General features: G+C 63.4%; 17 protein-coding genes and 1 pseudogene. 11 read left to right on the top strand and 7 right to left on the bottom strand.

Annotated elements, in window-relative coordinates:
* Positions 1-2: 2 nt before the first annotated feature.
* The 6 genes from H292_RS0104755 (at position 3) to H292_RS0104730 (ending at position 4,933) form a co-directional block, all read left to right on the top strand.
* On the top strand, positions 3-1,004 hold the full coding sequence (locus H292_RS0104755; protein WP_231383757.1) for an ABC transporter substrate-binding protein: 1,002 nt from the start codon (positions 3-5) through the stop codon (positions 1,002-1,004).
* A gap of 327 nt (positions 1,005-1,331) precedes the next feature.
* Positions 1,332-1,544 (top strand): hypothetical protein, encoded by a 213-nt coding sequence (locus H292_RS0104750; protein ID WP_020110622.1) that lies wholly within the window; start codon positions 1,332-1,334, stop codon positions 1,542-1,544.
* A 34-nt stretch (positions 1,545-1,578) separates the two neighbouring features.
* Complete coding sequence (locus H292_RS0104745; protein ID WP_020110621.1) at positions 1,579-2,124, top strand: GNAT family N-acetyltransferase; 546 nt, start codon at positions 1,579-1,581, stop codon at positions 2,122-2,124.
* A 528-nt stretch (positions 2,125-2,652) separates the two neighbouring features.
* Positions 2,653-3,405, top strand: a complete 753-nt coding sequence (locus H292_RS0104740) for an SDR family oxidoreductase (RefSeq protein WP_020110620.1) — start codon at positions 2,653-2,655, stop codon at positions 3,403-3,405.
* A 16-nt stretch (positions 3,406-3,421) separates the two neighbouring features.
* Positions 3,422-4,279 carry a helix-turn-helix transcriptional regulator gene (locus tag H292_RS0104735; RefSeq protein WP_020110619.1) on the top strand — a complete coding sequence of 286 codons (858 nt, stop codon included), beginning with the start codon at positions 3,422-3,424 and terminating at the stop codon, positions 4,277-4,279.
* Positions 4,280-4,297: 18 nt separating this feature from the next.
* A complete protein-coding gene (locus H292_RS0104730; protein ID WP_020110618.1) occupies positions 4,298-4,933 on the top strand; it encodes a hypothetical protein in 636 nt (211 codons plus the stop codon).
* Positions 4,934-4,963: 30 nt separating this feature from the next.
* Here the strand turns inward: H292_RS0104730 and H292_RS0104725 are convergent, their stop codons facing one another.
* From H292_RS0104725 to H292_RS26770, 4 genes and pseudogenes are all read right to left on the bottom strand, one after another.
* The gene (locus tag H292_RS0104725; RefSeq protein ID WP_442978514.1) at positions 4,964-6,118 is read right to left on the bottom strand and encodes an acyl-CoA dehydrogenase family protein; all 1,155 of its coding nucleotides are present in this window, start codon (positions 6,116-6,118) and stop codon (positions 4,964-4,966) included.
* Positions 6,119-6,235: 117 nt separating this feature from the next.
* Positions 6,236-7,414 carry a CaiB/BaiF CoA transferase family protein gene (locus H292_RS0104720; protein WP_020110616.1) on the bottom strand — a complete coding sequence of 393 codons (1,179 nt, stop codon included), beginning with the start codon at positions 7,412-7,414 and terminating at the stop codon, positions 6,236-6,238.
* Positions 7,411-9,120, bottom strand: a complete 1,710-nt coding sequence (locus H292_RS0104715) for an acyl-CoA dehydrogenase family protein (RefSeq protein WP_020110615.1) — start codon at positions 9,118-9,120, stop codon at positions 7,411-7,413. Before H292_RS0104715 ends, H292_RS0104720 begins: the two co-directional genes overlap by 4 nt.
* A 3-nt stretch (positions 9,121-9,123) precedes the next feature.
* Positions 9,124-10,448 (bottom strand): annotated as a pseudogene (locus tag H292_RS26770) (MFS transporter).
* 200 nt (positions 10,449-10,648) lie between these two features.
* Between H292_RS26770 and H292_RS0104705 the strand changes: the two are divergent.
* Positions 10,649-11,569: a LysR family transcriptional regulator gene (locus tag H292_RS0104705; protein ID WP_020110614.1), complete on the top strand. Its 921-nt coding sequence runs from the start codon at positions 10,649-10,651 to the stop codon at positions 11,567-11,569.
* 19 nt (positions 11,570-11,588) lie between these two features.
* Here H292_RS0104705 and H292_RS0104700 read toward each other — a convergent pair whose 3' ends face one another.
* Entirely contained in the window at positions 11,589-12,302 is a 714-nt protein-coding gene (locus H292_RS0104700; RefSeq protein ID WP_020110613.1) for a hypothetical protein, read from the bottom strand.
* A 372-nt stretch (positions 12,303-12,674) separates the two neighbouring features.
* Here H292_RS0104700 and H292_RS27820 point away from each other — a divergent pair, with 372 nt between their 5' ends.
* The 3 genes from H292_RS27820 to H292_RS0104685 all read left to right on the top strand — a co-directional run bounded on the left by H292_RS27820 (position 12,675) and on the right by H292_RS0104685 (position 14,025).
* A complete protein-coding gene (locus tag H292_RS27820; protein ID WP_020110612.1) occupies positions 12,675-12,848 on the top strand; it encodes a hypothetical protein in 174 nt (57 codons plus the stop codon).
* A gap of 73 nt (positions 12,849-12,921) precedes the next feature.
* Positions 12,922-13,353 (top strand): hypothetical protein, encoded by a 432-nt coding sequence (locus H292_RS0104690; protein WP_020110611.1) that lies wholly within the window; start codon positions 12,922-12,924, stop codon positions 13,351-13,353.
* Between the two features lie 117 nt (positions 13,354-13,470).
* Positions 13,471-14,025: a hypothetical protein gene (locus tag H292_RS0104685; protein ID WP_020110610.1), complete on the top strand. Its 555-nt coding sequence runs from the start codon at positions 13,471-13,473 to the stop codon at positions 14,023-14,025.
* Here H292_RS0104685 and H292_RS28060 read toward each other — a convergent pair.
* On the bottom strand, positions 14,012-14,206 hold the full coding sequence (locus H292_RS28060) for a hypothetical protein (RefSeq protein WP_155949758.1): 195 nt from the start codon (positions 14,204-14,206) through the stop codon (positions 14,012-14,014). The genes H292_RS0104685 and H292_RS28060 overlap by 14 nt on opposite strands.
* A gap of 97 nt (positions 14,207-14,303) precedes the next feature.
* Complete coding sequence (locus H292_RS0104675; RefSeq protein ID WP_037188008.1) at positions 14,304-14,864, bottom strand: TetR/AcrR family transcriptional regulator; 561 nt, start codon at positions 14,862-14,864, stop codon at positions 14,304-14,306.
* 77 nt (positions 14,865-14,941) lie between these two features.
* On the opposite strand from H292_RS0104675, the gene H292_RS0104670 reads away from it, so the two are divergent.
* Positions 14,942-15,739: an SDR family NAD(P)-dependent oxidoreductase gene (locus H292_RS0104670; protein WP_020110607.1), complete on the top strand. Its 798-nt coding sequence runs from the start codon at positions 14,942-14,944 to the stop codon at positions 15,737-15,739.
* The last annotated feature ends 16 nt before the right edge of the window (positions 15,740-15,755 follow it).

The raw sequence follows: 15,755 nt of genomic DNA, 5'->3' as shown, positions 1-15,755 counted from the left end.
GCATGGCCACACCCAGATTCACCACCACCGTTCTCGCCGTCCTGATCGCCGGATCGGCAGTTGCCTGTTCCCCGGACAGCGGCGACGAACCCGCGGAGAACAGCGCCGCCGCGCCTGTGACCAACTGCGATCGAACGGTCACCATCGACGAACCCATCGAGCGAGCGGTTGCCGTCAATCAGCCCGCCGCCGAGCTACTGCTCGCGCTCGGCCTCCAGGACCGGATGGTCGGGTACGCAATCAGCGACGACGGTGTGCTTCCCGAGCTCCAAGACGCGCTTTCGCAAGTCGAACCCCTCGATGCCGAGTTCCCGTCGTTCGAAACCGTCCTCGATCGAGACCCGGACTTCGTCTACGCCACCTTCGACTACACCTTCACCTCCGAGGGCATCGCGAGCCGCGACCGGTTCGACGAGATGGGTGTTGCAACCTACCAATCTCCCAGCGAGTGCAGCGGGCAGGAAGCAGAACAGACACGACCGCTGACGCTCGACGACCTCTACGCGGAGATCCGTGAGGTCTCGGCTCTGTTCGGGGTCGAGGAACGCGGCGAAGAACTGGTCACGAGCTTGCGTGATCGGGCTGCCGAGGCGACCACGGATCTCGGTGCCGAGGACGTCAGCCTCGCCTGGTGGTACGCCGCCACCCGCACTCCATACCTCGCGGGCTGCTGCGGTGCGCCCGGACTCATGACATCGGCGGTGGGCGCCACCAACGCCTTCGCCGACAGCAACCAGTACTGGCCCGAGATCAACTGGGAGGCCGTCTACGACCGCGATCCCGACGCCCTCGTCCTTGCCGACCTCGACCGCGGTGGCGACGGAGACAGCGCGGCCGCCAAGATCGCGTTCCTCGAATCCGACCCCGTGGCAAGCCAGCTCACCGCCGTGAAGAACAAGCGCTACATCATTCTCGACGGCACCACCATGGATCCGTCCATCCGCAACGTCGGTGGCACCGAGCAACTTGCGGACGGGCTCCGCCGGTTCGGGTTGGCCGGATGAACTCACAGGAGATCCTGGCGAGCTGGGACGCGCAGCAAGCTGGCTGCACTCGTCGAAGCAGGACTGCACCAGGACCAGAAGATCGGGAGGAAGCGGTTGTTCAGGTCAAGACGACGTAGCAAGAAACTTGCCACATCTCGGGTACATGTAAAAATTTCGGCCAAATCTTTGCATGTAATAACCCGACCGGGCTCGACGTGCAGTTGCGTCGCCTCACGCTGACCGGGCCTGGCATTGATTCGCTCTACCACCTGGTGAATGCGCGCGGCCGCCTCACGGAACTTGCGCTCGGCTTCTGCCGGCTACGAGTCCACTACGATGCGAGACATGTCCGATCACAGTGACGCCGCCACCAAAGTCGAGGCCCTGTCCGCTGAGCTACGGCAGTTGGACGAGCGGCGTATCACGATCGGTGCCGAGTTGGTGGACCTGCAGTTCGGGCTCGACGCCGAAGCGAAGATCGCCGCAACCTCGGTGCTGAACGACGAGTACTTCGGTCGGCTGTTCGCGCTCGCCGACGAGTTGAAGAAGGACCACTAGCACCGACTCACACACAAGACGAGAGGATCCACCCGTGGCGACGATCAGGCCCGGAACCGCAGCCGACGCAGGCGAAATAGGGGAGATCTTCAGCGAAGCATTCGAGGACGATCCGGTGTGGGCGACGCATCTTCCCGATTCATCGTCCCGCCGCCGCGCACTCGCCGAGTTCTACGCAAGCGAAGTCGAGAGCGAACCCGAGCACGTCGATGTCGCAGTCGACGAGGATGGACAGCTGCTCGGCGCACTGATCTGGGAACCTCCCGGCTCCCGCGAAGGATCCGGCAGCTTCAGTCCCACCGAAGCCGGACAGGCACATGATCGAGCGATCGACGATCAGCGGCCTGACGAACCGCACTGGTACATCCACGACATCGCTACCTCAGCACGAGCCCGAGGCACCGGAGTCGGCACCAAATTGATTCAGCACCGATTGGACCACATCGGCTCCGCGGGGGCCTTCCTCGAATCCACGACTCCCGCGAGCCGAAGGCTGTACGAACGCTTCGGGTTCGAAGCCCGCGTCACCGACGACATGATCCCCGGCTCGTCGGCGATGACCCGCCGCCCGTCGAAGTGACGCACACCTGGTTGTACACCGTTCCTCGGCCGAAAGACGTCAGGTGACTGCACCCTTCGGCTATGAGCAGACTGGCGCATGTTTGCTCGCTCGGAGACCGCGCTGGAGCCCGATACGCAGCCGGTAACAATCCGCCGGTTCATGTGCGAAACAAAAGCTTTCAGACTTTTATGCTCGCACCGGTCGCGGGTGCGTGCTGGCTCTGATACCAATGGAGCCGGTACCGGCAGATCACCGATCTCGCTACCTACACCGACCCCAACTCTCGAGGAGCTCAACAGTGTTTTCGTCCAGTGAAATCACCCCTTCCCTTCTGCTTCTGCTCGCTCAGCTGTTCTCGGGAAGCTCCGACACCGCGCCTACTGGCGAAATCTGAGCGACCGAACACCTGGCACCGGCGGTCATCGGCAACGGTGACCGCCGGTGTTCTCGTTTCTCCCGAGCCACCGAACGCCTCGAGACCCGGATCGCCGGTCCGGGGATAAGCAGGGTGTGGTTCGTTAGCCCGAACGGGCGCACAGTCGAAGCATGAACTCAGACGGAAACAACACGATCTTCATCCCCGGCGCTACCTCGGGCATCGGCCTGGGTCTTGCCCTTCGACTCCAGGCCGCGGGCAACACCGTCATCGTCGGTGGACGTCGAACAGCGCTGTTGCGCGAGATCGCAGCCGCCCATCCGGGAATCGACACCGTCGAAATCGACACGTCGAGCACGGAGTCCATCTCCGCCGCTGCAGCCACCCTCACCGAGCGGCACCCGGCATTGAACACCCTGGTCACGATGGCAGGAATCATGGAGCCCGAGAACCTCCTCGACCCTGCATCGATCGACGTCGCCGAACGTACTGTCACCGTCAACCTCCTCGGCACCATCCGTCTCGTCCACGCGTTCCTGCCGCACCTGCAGGCCCAGCCGAGTGCCACGATCATGACGGTCAGTTCCGGGCTCGCGTTCGTTCCTCTCCCCGTGACGCCCACCTACAGCGCGACCAAAGCAGCCGTTCACTCGTTCACCGAGTCGCTGCGCGTGCAGCTGACCGACACCGCTGTCCGTGTGGTCGAGTTGGCACCTCCGGCCGTCCAGACAACGCTCATGGGCCAGGAAGACAGCCCGTCGGCCATGCCGTTCGACGAGTATCTCGACGAGGTCATGTCCCTGCTCGCCGCGCAGCCCGACGCCAAGGAGATACTGGTCGAGCGCGTAAAGTGGCTACGCAACGCCACCGCCGAAGGCCGATACGACGAGGTACTCCACGCCCTTAGCGGCCGCAGCCACTGACACAGATTGCCAGGCCATGCCCCAATTTCAGCAGCAGCAACTCGGAGAGTTCCTCCGCAACCGGCGTGACCGCCTGCGGCCCGCCGAAGTGGGACTGACCGCCGGTCCGCGTCGTCGAACACCGGGATTGCGCCGCGACGAGGTGGCGATGCTGGCGACCATGTCCACCGACTACTACGAACGCATCGAGCAAGGCCGCGGACCGCAACCATCCCCGGCCATGCTCGGCGCCATCGCACGTGCACTGCGCCTGACCCTCGCCGAACGTGACCACCTCTACGTCCTCGCCGGACACCACGCACCCGAACCTGCCGTCGCCCTGGGGTTCGCCGACCCGGGGCTGATGACCGTCCTCGACGCCCTCGCTCCCCGCGTGCCGGCATTGATCACCGACGACATGCACAACATCGTCGGACAGAACCCACTCAACATCGCACTGCTCGGCAAACTCGTCGGCGAAAGCGGTTTTCACGCCAACTTCATCTGGCATTGGTTTCTGGACCCGGACTACCGCGCGCTGTACGCGCCCAACGACCGAGACCACCTGAGCCGCAACTACGTCGCCGACCTCCGCGTCGCAGTGACACGGCGGCCCGACGACGTCCGCGCAACCAGCCTGATCGACGAGTTACACCGCGAGAGCGACGAATTCACACGGATCTGGGAACTCGGCGACGTCGACACAGTGGCGAAAACCCGAAAGCGGTTGCAGCACCCGCGCGTCGGGCTGCTCGACTGCGAATGCGACGTCGTCATCAGCCCGCCCTCCGGGCAACGTCTCGTCCTCTTCCGCGGAGCGCCCGGCACCGATACTCACGAAAAGCTCGAACTGCTCGGGGCAATCGGTATGCAGGAGATCGGCTCCGAACACTAGAGCCGATACGCTGACTCGATGGCGCGAAGGACATCGCTCGACAGTTGGGTCTATCGGCGGCTGACGGACGAGCCGACCCTGGCCAAGCCGCCTGGTCCGATACTGCTGACCTTCGTCACGGTTGCCGCCGCGGTGTGGGTCTGTGTCAAACGAAACTTCTGGCCGTCGCCGTTCGGCGCGCACACCTGGCTCGACCCGCTACTCGCCCACCTGGTCGTCCTCGCAGTCCTGGCCGTCACCGGGCTGATCTGGGCCATCCGAACCCTCTATGTGCTGGGCCGCGACCGCCGGTGGTCCTGGTGGGTAGTGCCCGCGCCTATCGTCGTCCTCAGCGCTTTCGCGTTCGTGGTGTGGGGACCTTCCACCACATTCCTCGACAAGCGCGCCGAGTTCGAAGCCATCGCCGTCGACCTTCGGGAGAACCCCGGCACGTACCGCGACGAGTTCGAGATCGGGCCCTTCGACATCGATCGCGCGAACAGCTACACGCCGGGCGAGGTCTACTTCGTCGACAACTCGACCATCTTCTTCAGCTTCACGAGCGGCTGGGTGTACTCACCGGACCATTTACCGACCGGATCCGCCAGCGAGGACAGCTCCTTCACTCACCTCGACGGCCCGTGGTACGAGTACGAATCGGTGTACAGGCTCTGATCGTCGTCGCGCCCTCGTGCGCCGTCGCGGTTACCGGAACGCCGCTTCTCCCGTCATTGCCCTGCCGATGGTGAGTTGGTGCATCTCCGTAGTGCCCTCATAGGTCAGCACGGATTCGAGGTTGTTGGCGTGCCTCATCACTGGATATTCCAGTGTTATGCCGTTCGCTCCGAGGATGGTCCGACACGTCCGTGCCACGTCGATCGCTTCGCGGACGTTGTTGAGCTTGCCCGTACTGACCTGCTCCGGAGTGAGACCGCCACTGTCCTTGAGCCGACCCAACTGGTACGCCAAGAGATGACCTTTGCCGACCTCAAGCATCATATCTGCGATCTTGGCCTGCGTCAGCTGATAACCGGCGAGGGGCTTGTCGAACACTTCACGGGACATCGAGTACTCGACGGCCGTTTCCAGGCAGTCACGCGCTGCGCCGATCGAGCCGAACACGATCCCGAAGCGGGCTTCGTTGAGACAACTCAGCGGGCCGCGCAAGCCCTGAGCGGTCGGGAGCATCGCCGACGCCGGCAACCGCACACCGTCCAGAACGAGTTCGGAGGTAACCGACGCACGGAGCGAGACCTTCTTCTTGATCTCCGGCGCGGAGAAGCCCAGGGTGTCGGTCGGCACGACGAACCCCCGAATACCCTCGTCTGTTTGGGCCCAGACCACCGCGACGTCAGCGATCGAGCCGTTGGTGATCCACATCTTCGTACCGTTGAGAATCCAGTCGTCGCCGTCTCTCTTCGCATTGGTTCTCATACCGGCGGGGTTGGATCCGAAGTCCGGCTCGGTGAGCCCGAAACAACCGATGGCCTCCCCGCGCGCCATGGGCGGCAGCCACGTCTGCTTCTGCTCCTCGCTGCCCCACCGGTGAAGTGCGAACATCGCCAGCGAACCCTGCACCGACACCAGGCTACGAATACCGGAGTCGACGGCTTCCAGCTCCAGGCATGCCAGACCGTAAGCCGTAGCACTCATCCCGGCACAGTCGTATCCCTCGAGGTGCATTCCCAGGACGCCCAGGGACCCCAGCTCCTTGGCAAGGTCCCGCGCAGGCAGGGTGCCCTCCTCGAACCACTGGGCGACGTGTGGCCGGATTCGATCCGACGCGAACTTCCGCACCGTAGAACGAATTTCGATCTCTTCGGGTTCGAGAAGCGAATCGAGACCGAACAATTTTTCCATCGAGACAAGAGCGGACAAGATTCCTCCGTATGTTGTGCGTTCGTTCGGCAAGAGAGTTCGCGAGTCTTCGCGTCGGCGTAGTCCGTAATAGGTGACTGTCGTCAGAGGTAACGGTCGTCAGAGGTGACGGTCCTCCGAGAATCGGGCCATGACCTCGTCGGTGTCGGCGCCGAGTTCGGGAGGGGCGCTTGCCATCGTGGGCCGAACTCCCCCGAAACTGATCGGCGACGCTACCTGCTCGAGCGGGCCGATCGACGGGTGCTGCACAGTCGACACCATCCCCAACGCTGCGGTATGCGGGTGTTCGTAGATCTCGTCGAGATGCAGGATCGGCGACACGGGAACCGCATGGGCGTTGAGCTGCGAACACCAGTACTCGACCGACGCCGTGACGAACACCGACGACAACTCCTTCTCGAGAGCGTCGCGATTGTCGACACGGTCGCGGTTGCGCAGAAACCGCGGATCCTCCCCCAGATCGTCGCGTCCGATGGCACGGCACAGCTGTCCCCATTGAGTGTCGTTGCCGACTGCGACGACGAAATGCCCGTCCGACGCAGGAAATGCCTGATAGGGAACAAGGTTGAGATGTGCCGACCCCATGGCGACCGGCCGCTCCCGGGTGGCGAAGTAGCTTGTCGCCCAGTTCACGTGCAGCGCCAATTGGCACTCGTAGAGCGACGTCGTGACGTACTGGCCTCTACCCGTCCGCGAACGTTCGTGCAGAGCAGCGAGAATACCGATCGTGCCGAACAGGCCGGCGCCCAGATCACCCATCGCAAAGCCGGCTTTGACCGGCGCGCCACCCGGCTCGCCGGTGAGAGACATCAGCCCGCCCGCTGCCTGGGCGAGAATGTCGTAGCCCGGTTCGTCACGCAGCGGTCCTTCGTCGCCGAAGGCCGAGATGTGCAACACGATGAGGTGGGGGTGCTGCTCGGACAGTGCTCGGTAATCGAAGATCTTCTGTAAACCACTGCCGGGCTTGAAGTTCTCGACCACGATGTCGGATTCAGCAAGCATGCGGTGTATCACCGCCTGCCCCTCGTCCGACTTCAGGTCGACCGTCACCGACTTCTTTCCACGGTTGATCGCGAGGTAATAGGCGGCGTCGTCGCCGACGAACGGTGGTCCCCACGCGCGAGTCGGGTCGCCGCCGTCGGGATGCTCGATCTTGGTCACTTCTGCACCCAGATCACCCAGGGACATGGTGGCGTACGGTCCGGCGAGGATCTTCGACAGATCGAGCACCTTGATACCGGCCAGCGGTGCCGGCCCCTGACGGGTGGCGTTGTTCATCGCAGCGCACCCACCGTCGAAGCCGCCAAAGAGCTGACGTGAAGCGCGGATTCACGATCGACGGAAGTTCCGTCCACGACAGCCTCGAGATGGCGCAGCGCCTCGGCCGAGACGTCGTCCGAACGGTCGAGGTATGCGTTGGCCACCAACAGTCCGCGGTAGTCACCCGTGGTGGTGATGGAATGGTCTGCCAGGTCGAACAACAAGGTCTGCATGATCGTCTGCGCGAGCGCGTTCGCGTACCGCGCACACCCGGCCTCCGCTGCGTCGTTCGAACCAGCCAACAGACGGTCGCCTCTCTCGACAAGTTGGTCCCACGCGTCGACCAGAACCGCCCGGCCGTCTGCGCAGTCGGATCCGAGGTCGGTCAGCATCGACGTCATGTCGGCGGCAATGTGCCGGTGCGCGTCGAACTTCCGCAAACACCGCAACACATCCAATGCGATGACGTTGCTCGAACCCTCCCAGATGGAACCGAGGTGCGAATCGCGCACCAAACGCGCATGCGCCCACTCCTCGATGTATCCGTTTCCGCCCCGCACCTCCATCGCCTCCCCGGTGACCACGCGCGCCTTCTTGCAGATGAAATGCTTTGCCAGCGGCGTCAGTACGCGAATCAGCTGCTTCGCAGCGGGATCGCCGGCGTCAGCTGACTGCAAGCACTGCGCGCTGTAGGCGACCATCGCCAGGGATGCCTCCGATTCCAGGCAGAGCTCGAGCAGGGTGGCACGCATCAGCGAATGCTCGAACAGGGGTTTACCGAACACGATTCGTTGACGTGTGTGGTCGACGGCGTCACGAACCGACCTGCGCATCAGAGCACTGGCGCGCATCGCATTCGACAGTCTCGACGTGTTGACCATCTCTGCCATCTGCAGAAACCCTCGGTCCAGCTGCCCCACCTGGAGCGCGAACGCTCCGGCAAGAGTGACCTCGCCACTCGGCATCGACCTGGTGCCCATCTTGTCCTTGAGGCGGTCGATCGTATAGCTGTTGCGTGTGCCGTCGGCGAGTGTCTTCGGCACCATGAACATGCCCACCCCCCGGGTGGAACCGTCCTCGCCGCCGGGGAACCTGGCGAGCGTCACGATCACGTCGGCGTCGGGGTTGGACGCGAACCACTTCTTGCCCGTGAGGCGCCATTCACCGTTGCGCGACTCGGCCACGGTCTCGGTCATCGCAATGTCGGTCCCCGCTTGCGGTTCGGTCATGAACATCGCGCCGGTCATCGAGGTGGCCGGATCGGTGGAAGTGAGACCGTCGATCCACCGATCGAAGACATCAGGATCTCCGAACAACTTCAGAACACGCGCTGCTGCGTCGGTCATCGACACGGGGCAGGCAAGGCCGAACTCTGCTTGAACGAACACGTAGGACGCCAAATACTTAACCAAGTGCGGAGGGGCCGCATCCCAGCCGTGCAATCCTCGGTGCGAGAGAGCCGAGAGGCCGTATCGACTGTAGGCAGCGTCGCACAGTTCGAGATACGCAGGGTGATAGTCGATGTCGTCGACACGGATGCCGTCGCGGTCGAACTGGCGGAGCACCGGCGGGTTCTTGTCCGCGACGGCGGCGAGAGCATCGAGTCTCCCCGCCGCATCCTCTCCCAAGGTGTCGAGCAGGGCGTCGAGCTTCACTCGATCGTCACCTTCGGTCCAGCGACGGACAACGGCGTGGAGCGCGGGGTCACGGCGTGCGTAATTCATGATTCAGGCCTTTCCGGTGGTGCTGAGTGCCGGTGGTGTCGACGAGTCGTCTGCCGCGATCAGTGCGAGCCGCTTGCCCCGGCGCAGAAGCGCCGACATGCAGACAACCGACAACAGCACGTAGAACAGCCCCAGACCGACGACCACCCAGATCGAACCTGTTGTGGTGAGTAAAAACTGAGAGAGCAGGGGGCTGTACCGGCGAAGATCGCCGTCGAGAACTGATACGAGAGAGAAATCCCGGTGTAGCGAACATTGGTCGGGAAGACCTGGGCCAGGATTCCCGCGAGTGCTGCGTAGTACATGGCGTGCGGGGCGGTAGCAAGAATCATTCCGACCATCGCCCAGCCCACCGACCCTGTCTGGATCAGGACGAACATCAACGGAAGCAAGATCAGCTCGGGAAGCAGCATCCATTTGATGGCCCTGGACGGGTCGATCTTGGTTGCAAGGATGGCGCCGAAAGGCTGGATGAGCACCTGCGCAACCAACGCAAGGGTGATGACGAGGAGGAAATCGCTCCGATCGAACCCGAGATCCGTCGTCGCCCACGACAACGCGAAGGTGGTTTTGACGTACGTGATGGCGACGCCCGCGACCACTGCACCGACGCCCAGAACCAGCTCGATCGGGTGCGAACGCAGCACCTGGACGAGCGGCAAACGAGTCCGCTCCTGCTTCGCGACCGCCTTCTGCATCTCGGGGGTCTCCGAGATGTGCAGACGGATGTAGAGGGCGATGACGACCAGCAGCGCCGATGCGACGAAAGGTATACGCCAACCCCATGATTCGAAGACGCTGTCCGACATCGCGGTCAAGGCGAGGAAGGCGACGGTCGCCATCAGGTTCCCGACGGGCGAACCCTGCTGAGCGAACGCGCCGTAAAGGACCTTCTTCTTGGGAGGAGCGAACTCGGTGGCGATGAGGACGGCACCGCCCCACTCACCACCCATAGCGATTCCTTGCACCACACGGAGCGTGACCAGCGCGATGGGCGCCCAGATGCCGATCGTCTCGTAAGTGGGCAGCAACCCCACTCCGACCGTGCCCACGCCCATCATCGCCAGTGTGATGACCACGGCGTTCTTACGGCCGAACTTGTCACCGAAGTGCCCGAAGATGATGCCGCCGAGCGGACGCGCCAGGAATCCGACAGCGAATGTCGCGAAGGCAGCGAGAGTCCCGACCGCGGGCGACGCATCCGGGAAGAACAACTTGCCCAGCACGAGCGCCGAAGCGGTCCCGTAGATGTAGAAGTCGAACCATTCGATCGTCGTGCCCGCGAATGCCGTGATACCTGCCTTGCGCGCCTTCTTCGAGTCGTGAATGGGCGCCTCTGCGCCGTCACCGTGTTGAGAATGTGTCACCTGATGTCCTGACTCTGTGATCCGTGTCGAGCATGGGCCAATGAGTGCGATGCAGATCACTATTCCCGCTTTTTCTTGTAGAGTCCAAGATGTAATTGCGACTTATTAGGTAATAGTAAAGCTCAATTGGTCGCGGACTGCTCTGCCACGAGAGGGCGAACATGGAGTTGCGACATCTGGAGGCATTCCTGGCCGTCGCTGAGGAGCTTCACTTCGGCCGCGCGGCCGAGAAGCTGCACGTCGCCCAATCACCGCTGAGCCAGACCGTGCGCGCGCTCGAACGCGAATTGGGAACCGACTTGTTCACCCGCACCACGCGCTCGGTGCAGCTCACCGAAGCAGGCACAGCTTTACTGGAACCGGTGCGAGTGATCAAAGCCCAGCTCGGGGTCATCCACACTGTGGCCCGTTCCGCGAAGACCGGGGAAATCGGATCCGTCCGGATCGGCTTCGGTGGAGCGAGCGGTTATCAGGCATTGTCGCGTCTGGCGCGGTCGATCGCCGACGCTCATCCGGGCATCGAGCTGGCACTGCGGCCCCAGTTGTACTCAGGGGAAGTAGTCGATGCCCTCGACGACGGAACGCTCGACATGGGGATCGTCGGCCTACCCGCGCCGCCGCATCTGAAGACCGTGACCGTCAGCGACGAAGTGCTGATCCTCGCCGTTCCTGCGGGCCATCGCCTGGCCGGTGCATCCGAAGTCGATCCGCGCGACCTCGCGCACGAGCGCTTCGTGTTCTACCCGGCCGAACACGGGTCGGTGGTGCGCGACGCGACGATCACGATGTGCGCCGACGCGGACTTCGCGCCCTCCGTTGCGCACGAGGCACCCGACCCGTACAGCCTGCTCGCCATGGTGGGTGCGGGAGTCGGCGTTGCTGTGGTCGTCGCATCCACCCAACTCCTCACCATGGACGGCGTGCAGTATCTTCCGCTGACAGGACCCGCACGGACTCTCCGCATCGCCATGGCATGGGACCCTGCCAATCCCTCGCCCGCGCTCGCTGTCGCAATCGACATCCTCAGAAAATCGCTCAGCAACAAAGGGATCTCGGCCTCACTGTCACCGCCTCTGCCCTAACCATAGGGAACGAACCCCTTCACACCGAGCCAGTCGGTGCGTCGCCGGTAGCGGATCGAGGAGTGTTTCCACCGACTGCCCATACCCTCGCCGCCACCAACGTGGCCGAAAGAACAAGCATCACAACAAGAGTTGACGACACTACTACGTACGGCCGTGTCGTGAAGTCGTACAACCATGCCGTTCCCACACCACAGGCCGTCGCCGCGATGCCACCGACCGGCAACAACACGGCCGCACGCTTCGTCGTGCCAGGCCCGAAATCGTCGCCGGTTACACGAAGAATGGACCACACCAACAGCAATGCTGCACAGTACGCGAGACCAGCGCACACCGCGTACGTCGTCAACAACGACACCGGCTCCACGGCCACGCTGTAGCCCGGCTGCCACGCGTTCACGGCGTCGAGCACCATCGCCAGAATTGGCGCAAGGCCTACAGCGATACCCACCAGACCCGCACTCACGACGCGCCCGAAGCGGTTCCCTGTGCCGGCGGCTACTCGAACACCAGCGAGGTGCAGGACAACGCCGATCAGCGCGCCCAGCACCGCGCCCACCACCGCAATTTGCCACAGCTGCTCCCAGTCCGGCCCGTAGAACCGCACGGTCAGGCTGCTTCCGCCGTCGAAAACATCCTTCGAATCCCGTCCGGGCGCGATATCCCCGACACCGCTCCCGAGGACGGCTATCAGCGATCCGAGCACAGCAAACCAGAGGGACAGCTTCCACATTCGGACATCATCTCGCACCGGTAAGCGTTCCGGTGACGACGCTCCGGTACCGCAGGTAATCAAGGAACCTCCACGTTCGTTCTCCTTACGACTCCAACGTGGGAGCACCTCGCCAACTGTGTGGGCGAAGCCGGGACATCTCGCGGGTCGACTGGACAGACATACGCAGCAGCCCGCTACCGAGCGGCAACGCATTCGGAAAGCGCTGCAGCTGCGGCGTCGGTTCGGCTTACATCGCCAGTGGCGAACCGGTCGACAAGAAGACCACGGAATGCCGCACCCAGCACCGCCGCACGCTCCAAGGCGTCGTCGAATCCACACCTTCGGAGAGACTCAGCGAGTGCTGTCGGTGCGCTCGAAGCAATCCTGACCATGCTGACCATCGAGCACTCCGAATTGCCGCCCACCCTGAACCTCGAAAAGCAATATCCGGCAATCGATCTGGATGTGGTGACTCATCGCCGTCAGCAGCGAATCGACTACGCCCTCAGCACGTCCATCGGTTTCGGCGGGCACAACGTCGCGCTGGCGTTCGGGTGGGTGTGAGTCCACCGACGAAGACATTCCGCAATGACCTGTGTAACACGCACCGGACTCCAACCGACCAAGTGGAATGAAAATGATCCGGCTTGCCCGCTATGCCTCCGTCCTCGCTGCCTGCGCAGGCGCGGCGGTGTTCGCTGCCCCGAACGCGTCCGCAGAGGTCGTCTCACTCGACATCCTCCCCGGGCTGAGCTTCGGACCGACAACCCAGTACGGCGTCGGATGCACCTATGTCGCGGTCGCTCGAACCGAGAGCTTCTCGGAGCCTCGAACAGACATCGGGCCGATGGATTACAGCATGGTGATGCCCATCGAGGAATTCATGTGGCAGTTCGACGGATACTGGTACTCACCAACGATTCTCGGGCACAAGTTCACTCTGGTGACACCCACTGCACCCGGCGAACACTCGCTGATGGCCTACCAGACCTCGGCGGGCGGACCGATCGCGACCATCGACGTCAACCCTGCAGTTCCCGTGGGTCCCATATGCCTGGTCGCGCCCTGAGGTGGGCAGATGCTGCACAACGATCCCGTCACAATGAACCACCAGGCCGAGCCCACACGTCACACTGAGGAGTGCTCACCCTGGTTCGGGTGCGAGTGCAGCGAGGATCGGAGACAGATGATTCGACTCGGTAAGGTCGCGGCGATGGTCGCGGCCGCAGTCATGGCCATCTTCGTCGGGTTCGGCGCCGGCGCCGTTGCGCACGCACACCCGGCCGTCGATCCGGTATCCGCCCTGCGCTCCGCTGGCGTACCGGCCGAGATCGCTGCGCTGGCCACCGCGCCCACACCTGTCGCAGGCACCGTCGATACCGTCAACCTCGCCCACCCGACGGGCGGATTCCCCGGATCGCGGATCGACGCCGTCATCGATCACTCGGCCCGCTCCATCACCGTCGTGCAGCGCTGGCTGGAGTACGAGCCGTCGGAACTCCACGCAGGATGGGTCAACCTGAGGACGGGGCAATCGGGAATCACCGAATTCCTCGGCACCGCACCAGGAACGATCGACGGCCTCTACCCGACCATCGACAGGACCGCCGTATTGCCCACCGCCAGCGGCCCGGTCGTCGTCATGGTCTACGGCCGCATACCAGGATGGTCCGGATTGATCCCCTTGGCGCCCGAATACTTCGGCATCCTCACCCCAGCGGTCGCCCTCATCCAGGTCTAGACGAGCAACCGAAACCGTCGTCACCCCCGAAGTCCCCTCCTCCGCCGAAATCCGCGACACCGAGCGTGGCTCCTTCGTATCCGAAATCGTCGTCGGGCCCGGTTGTGACCACCGTGCATGCCGCTGCCGAGAACGTCACCACGGCAACGACCGTCGCGAGAATGGCTGCGCGTGTACTCATGCGAACACCGACCCCGCTGTCTGCACGATGGACCCGCATCAGTCCACACACGCTGCTTCCCCACCCGAACTCCGTCGGTAATCGAGTCGACCCGCGGTCAGCCGCCTGGAACACGGCCATGAGACATCGCAGCGACGAGCTGGTCGATCACAGCCCGCGTCGCGGCGGGCGACGGCGCGTGTGTCAGAAGACCTTCGACGACGAACGTCCCGATGCGGATCATTGCGTCTGCCTCCGGTCCGGAGAAGCCCGACGCGGCTACGTCGACAGCGAAGATCGATTCGGCATACGCGTGAAAGCCGTTGTGCCAGATGTTGATGACGTCGGACTTGGTCGCACGTTCATGCACGGTGGACACCAACGGCCCCACTCGCTGTAACCGCTCGACAAGCCATTCGAGACGTTCGGCGAGAGGACGATCGGCGATGTCGGCGTAGTCCGCTGCGTCCTCGGCCACGATCGCCGTCAGAACGGCGACCAGGATGTCGTCCTTGTCCTCGAAATACCAGTACAGAGTGTTCGCCGTGATGCCGACAGCTTTGGCCAACCGACTGACGGATGTGCGCTCGAAACCGTCGGACACGAACAGCTCGCGAGCGACGCCGATGATCTCGGCCCGCTTCGCCTCCCTGTCATGTAGTCCGCGGTTTTTCGGCATGCCGGACATCCTATCTTGAATGCCCATCAAGACACTGCTACCGTTCTTGATGACCATTCAAGAGACGGGGGCCTGCAATGACCACGACCGGACGAACAGCGCTGATCACAGGAGCATCGGCTGGTATCGGCGCGCAATTCGCGCGCCACTTGGCCGCGGAAGGACACAACCTCGTTCTCGTTGCACGTCGCGAGGAACGGCTCGTCGCACTTGCGGACGAACTGGCGAAGCGGCACAACGTGCGCTGCGACGTCGTCGTCGCCGACCTGACCGACAGCAGCGCCCCGCGCACGATCGTCGAACGCACGAACTCCCTCGGCATCGATATCGACATCTTGATCAACAACGCAGGCATGTCGGGCAACTCGTCGTTCGCGGACGCGCCGTTCGACGCGCTCGCCGCCGAGATCCAGGTGATGATCACCGCCGTCACCGAACTCGCACACCTGACGGTCCCCGGCATGAAGGAGCGCGGATACGGACGGATCGTGAATCTGTCGTCGTTGGCTGCCTTCATGCCGCCGGCAGCAAGCTTGCTCTACACGGGCATCAAGTCCTACGTCCTCGATGTCTCGCAAGCTCTCGACATGGAGCTTCGTCCGTACGGCGTCCACGTCACCGCGCTCTGCCCCGGCTTCACCCACAGCGAGTTCCACGACGTCATGGGGACCCGCGATGCAGCCACCTCGAAACTACCGTCGATTCTGTGGCAAGACCCCGAAGCCGTTGTGCAGGAGGGCTGGCGAGCAGTCGAGACGGGCAAACCGGTGTGCATACCGGGCGTCGTGAACAAGGTGACCGCTGCCGCCGCGAAGCCGATTCCCACCCGCATCGGGTACTTCCTGGGCAAGACCTTGAACCCGTTCAAGCACTGAATCGCTCATCGCGAGG

Origin of the sequence: Rhodococcus sp. 114MFTsu3.1, assembly GCF_000383555.1 — a bacterium.
GTDB classification, from domain to species: domain Bacteria; phylum Actinomycetota; class Actinomycetes; order Mycobacteriales; family Mycobacteriaceae; genus Rhodococcoides; species Rhodococcoides fascians_E.
This window is presented reverse-complemented; position numbering and strand designations above follow the sequence as displayed.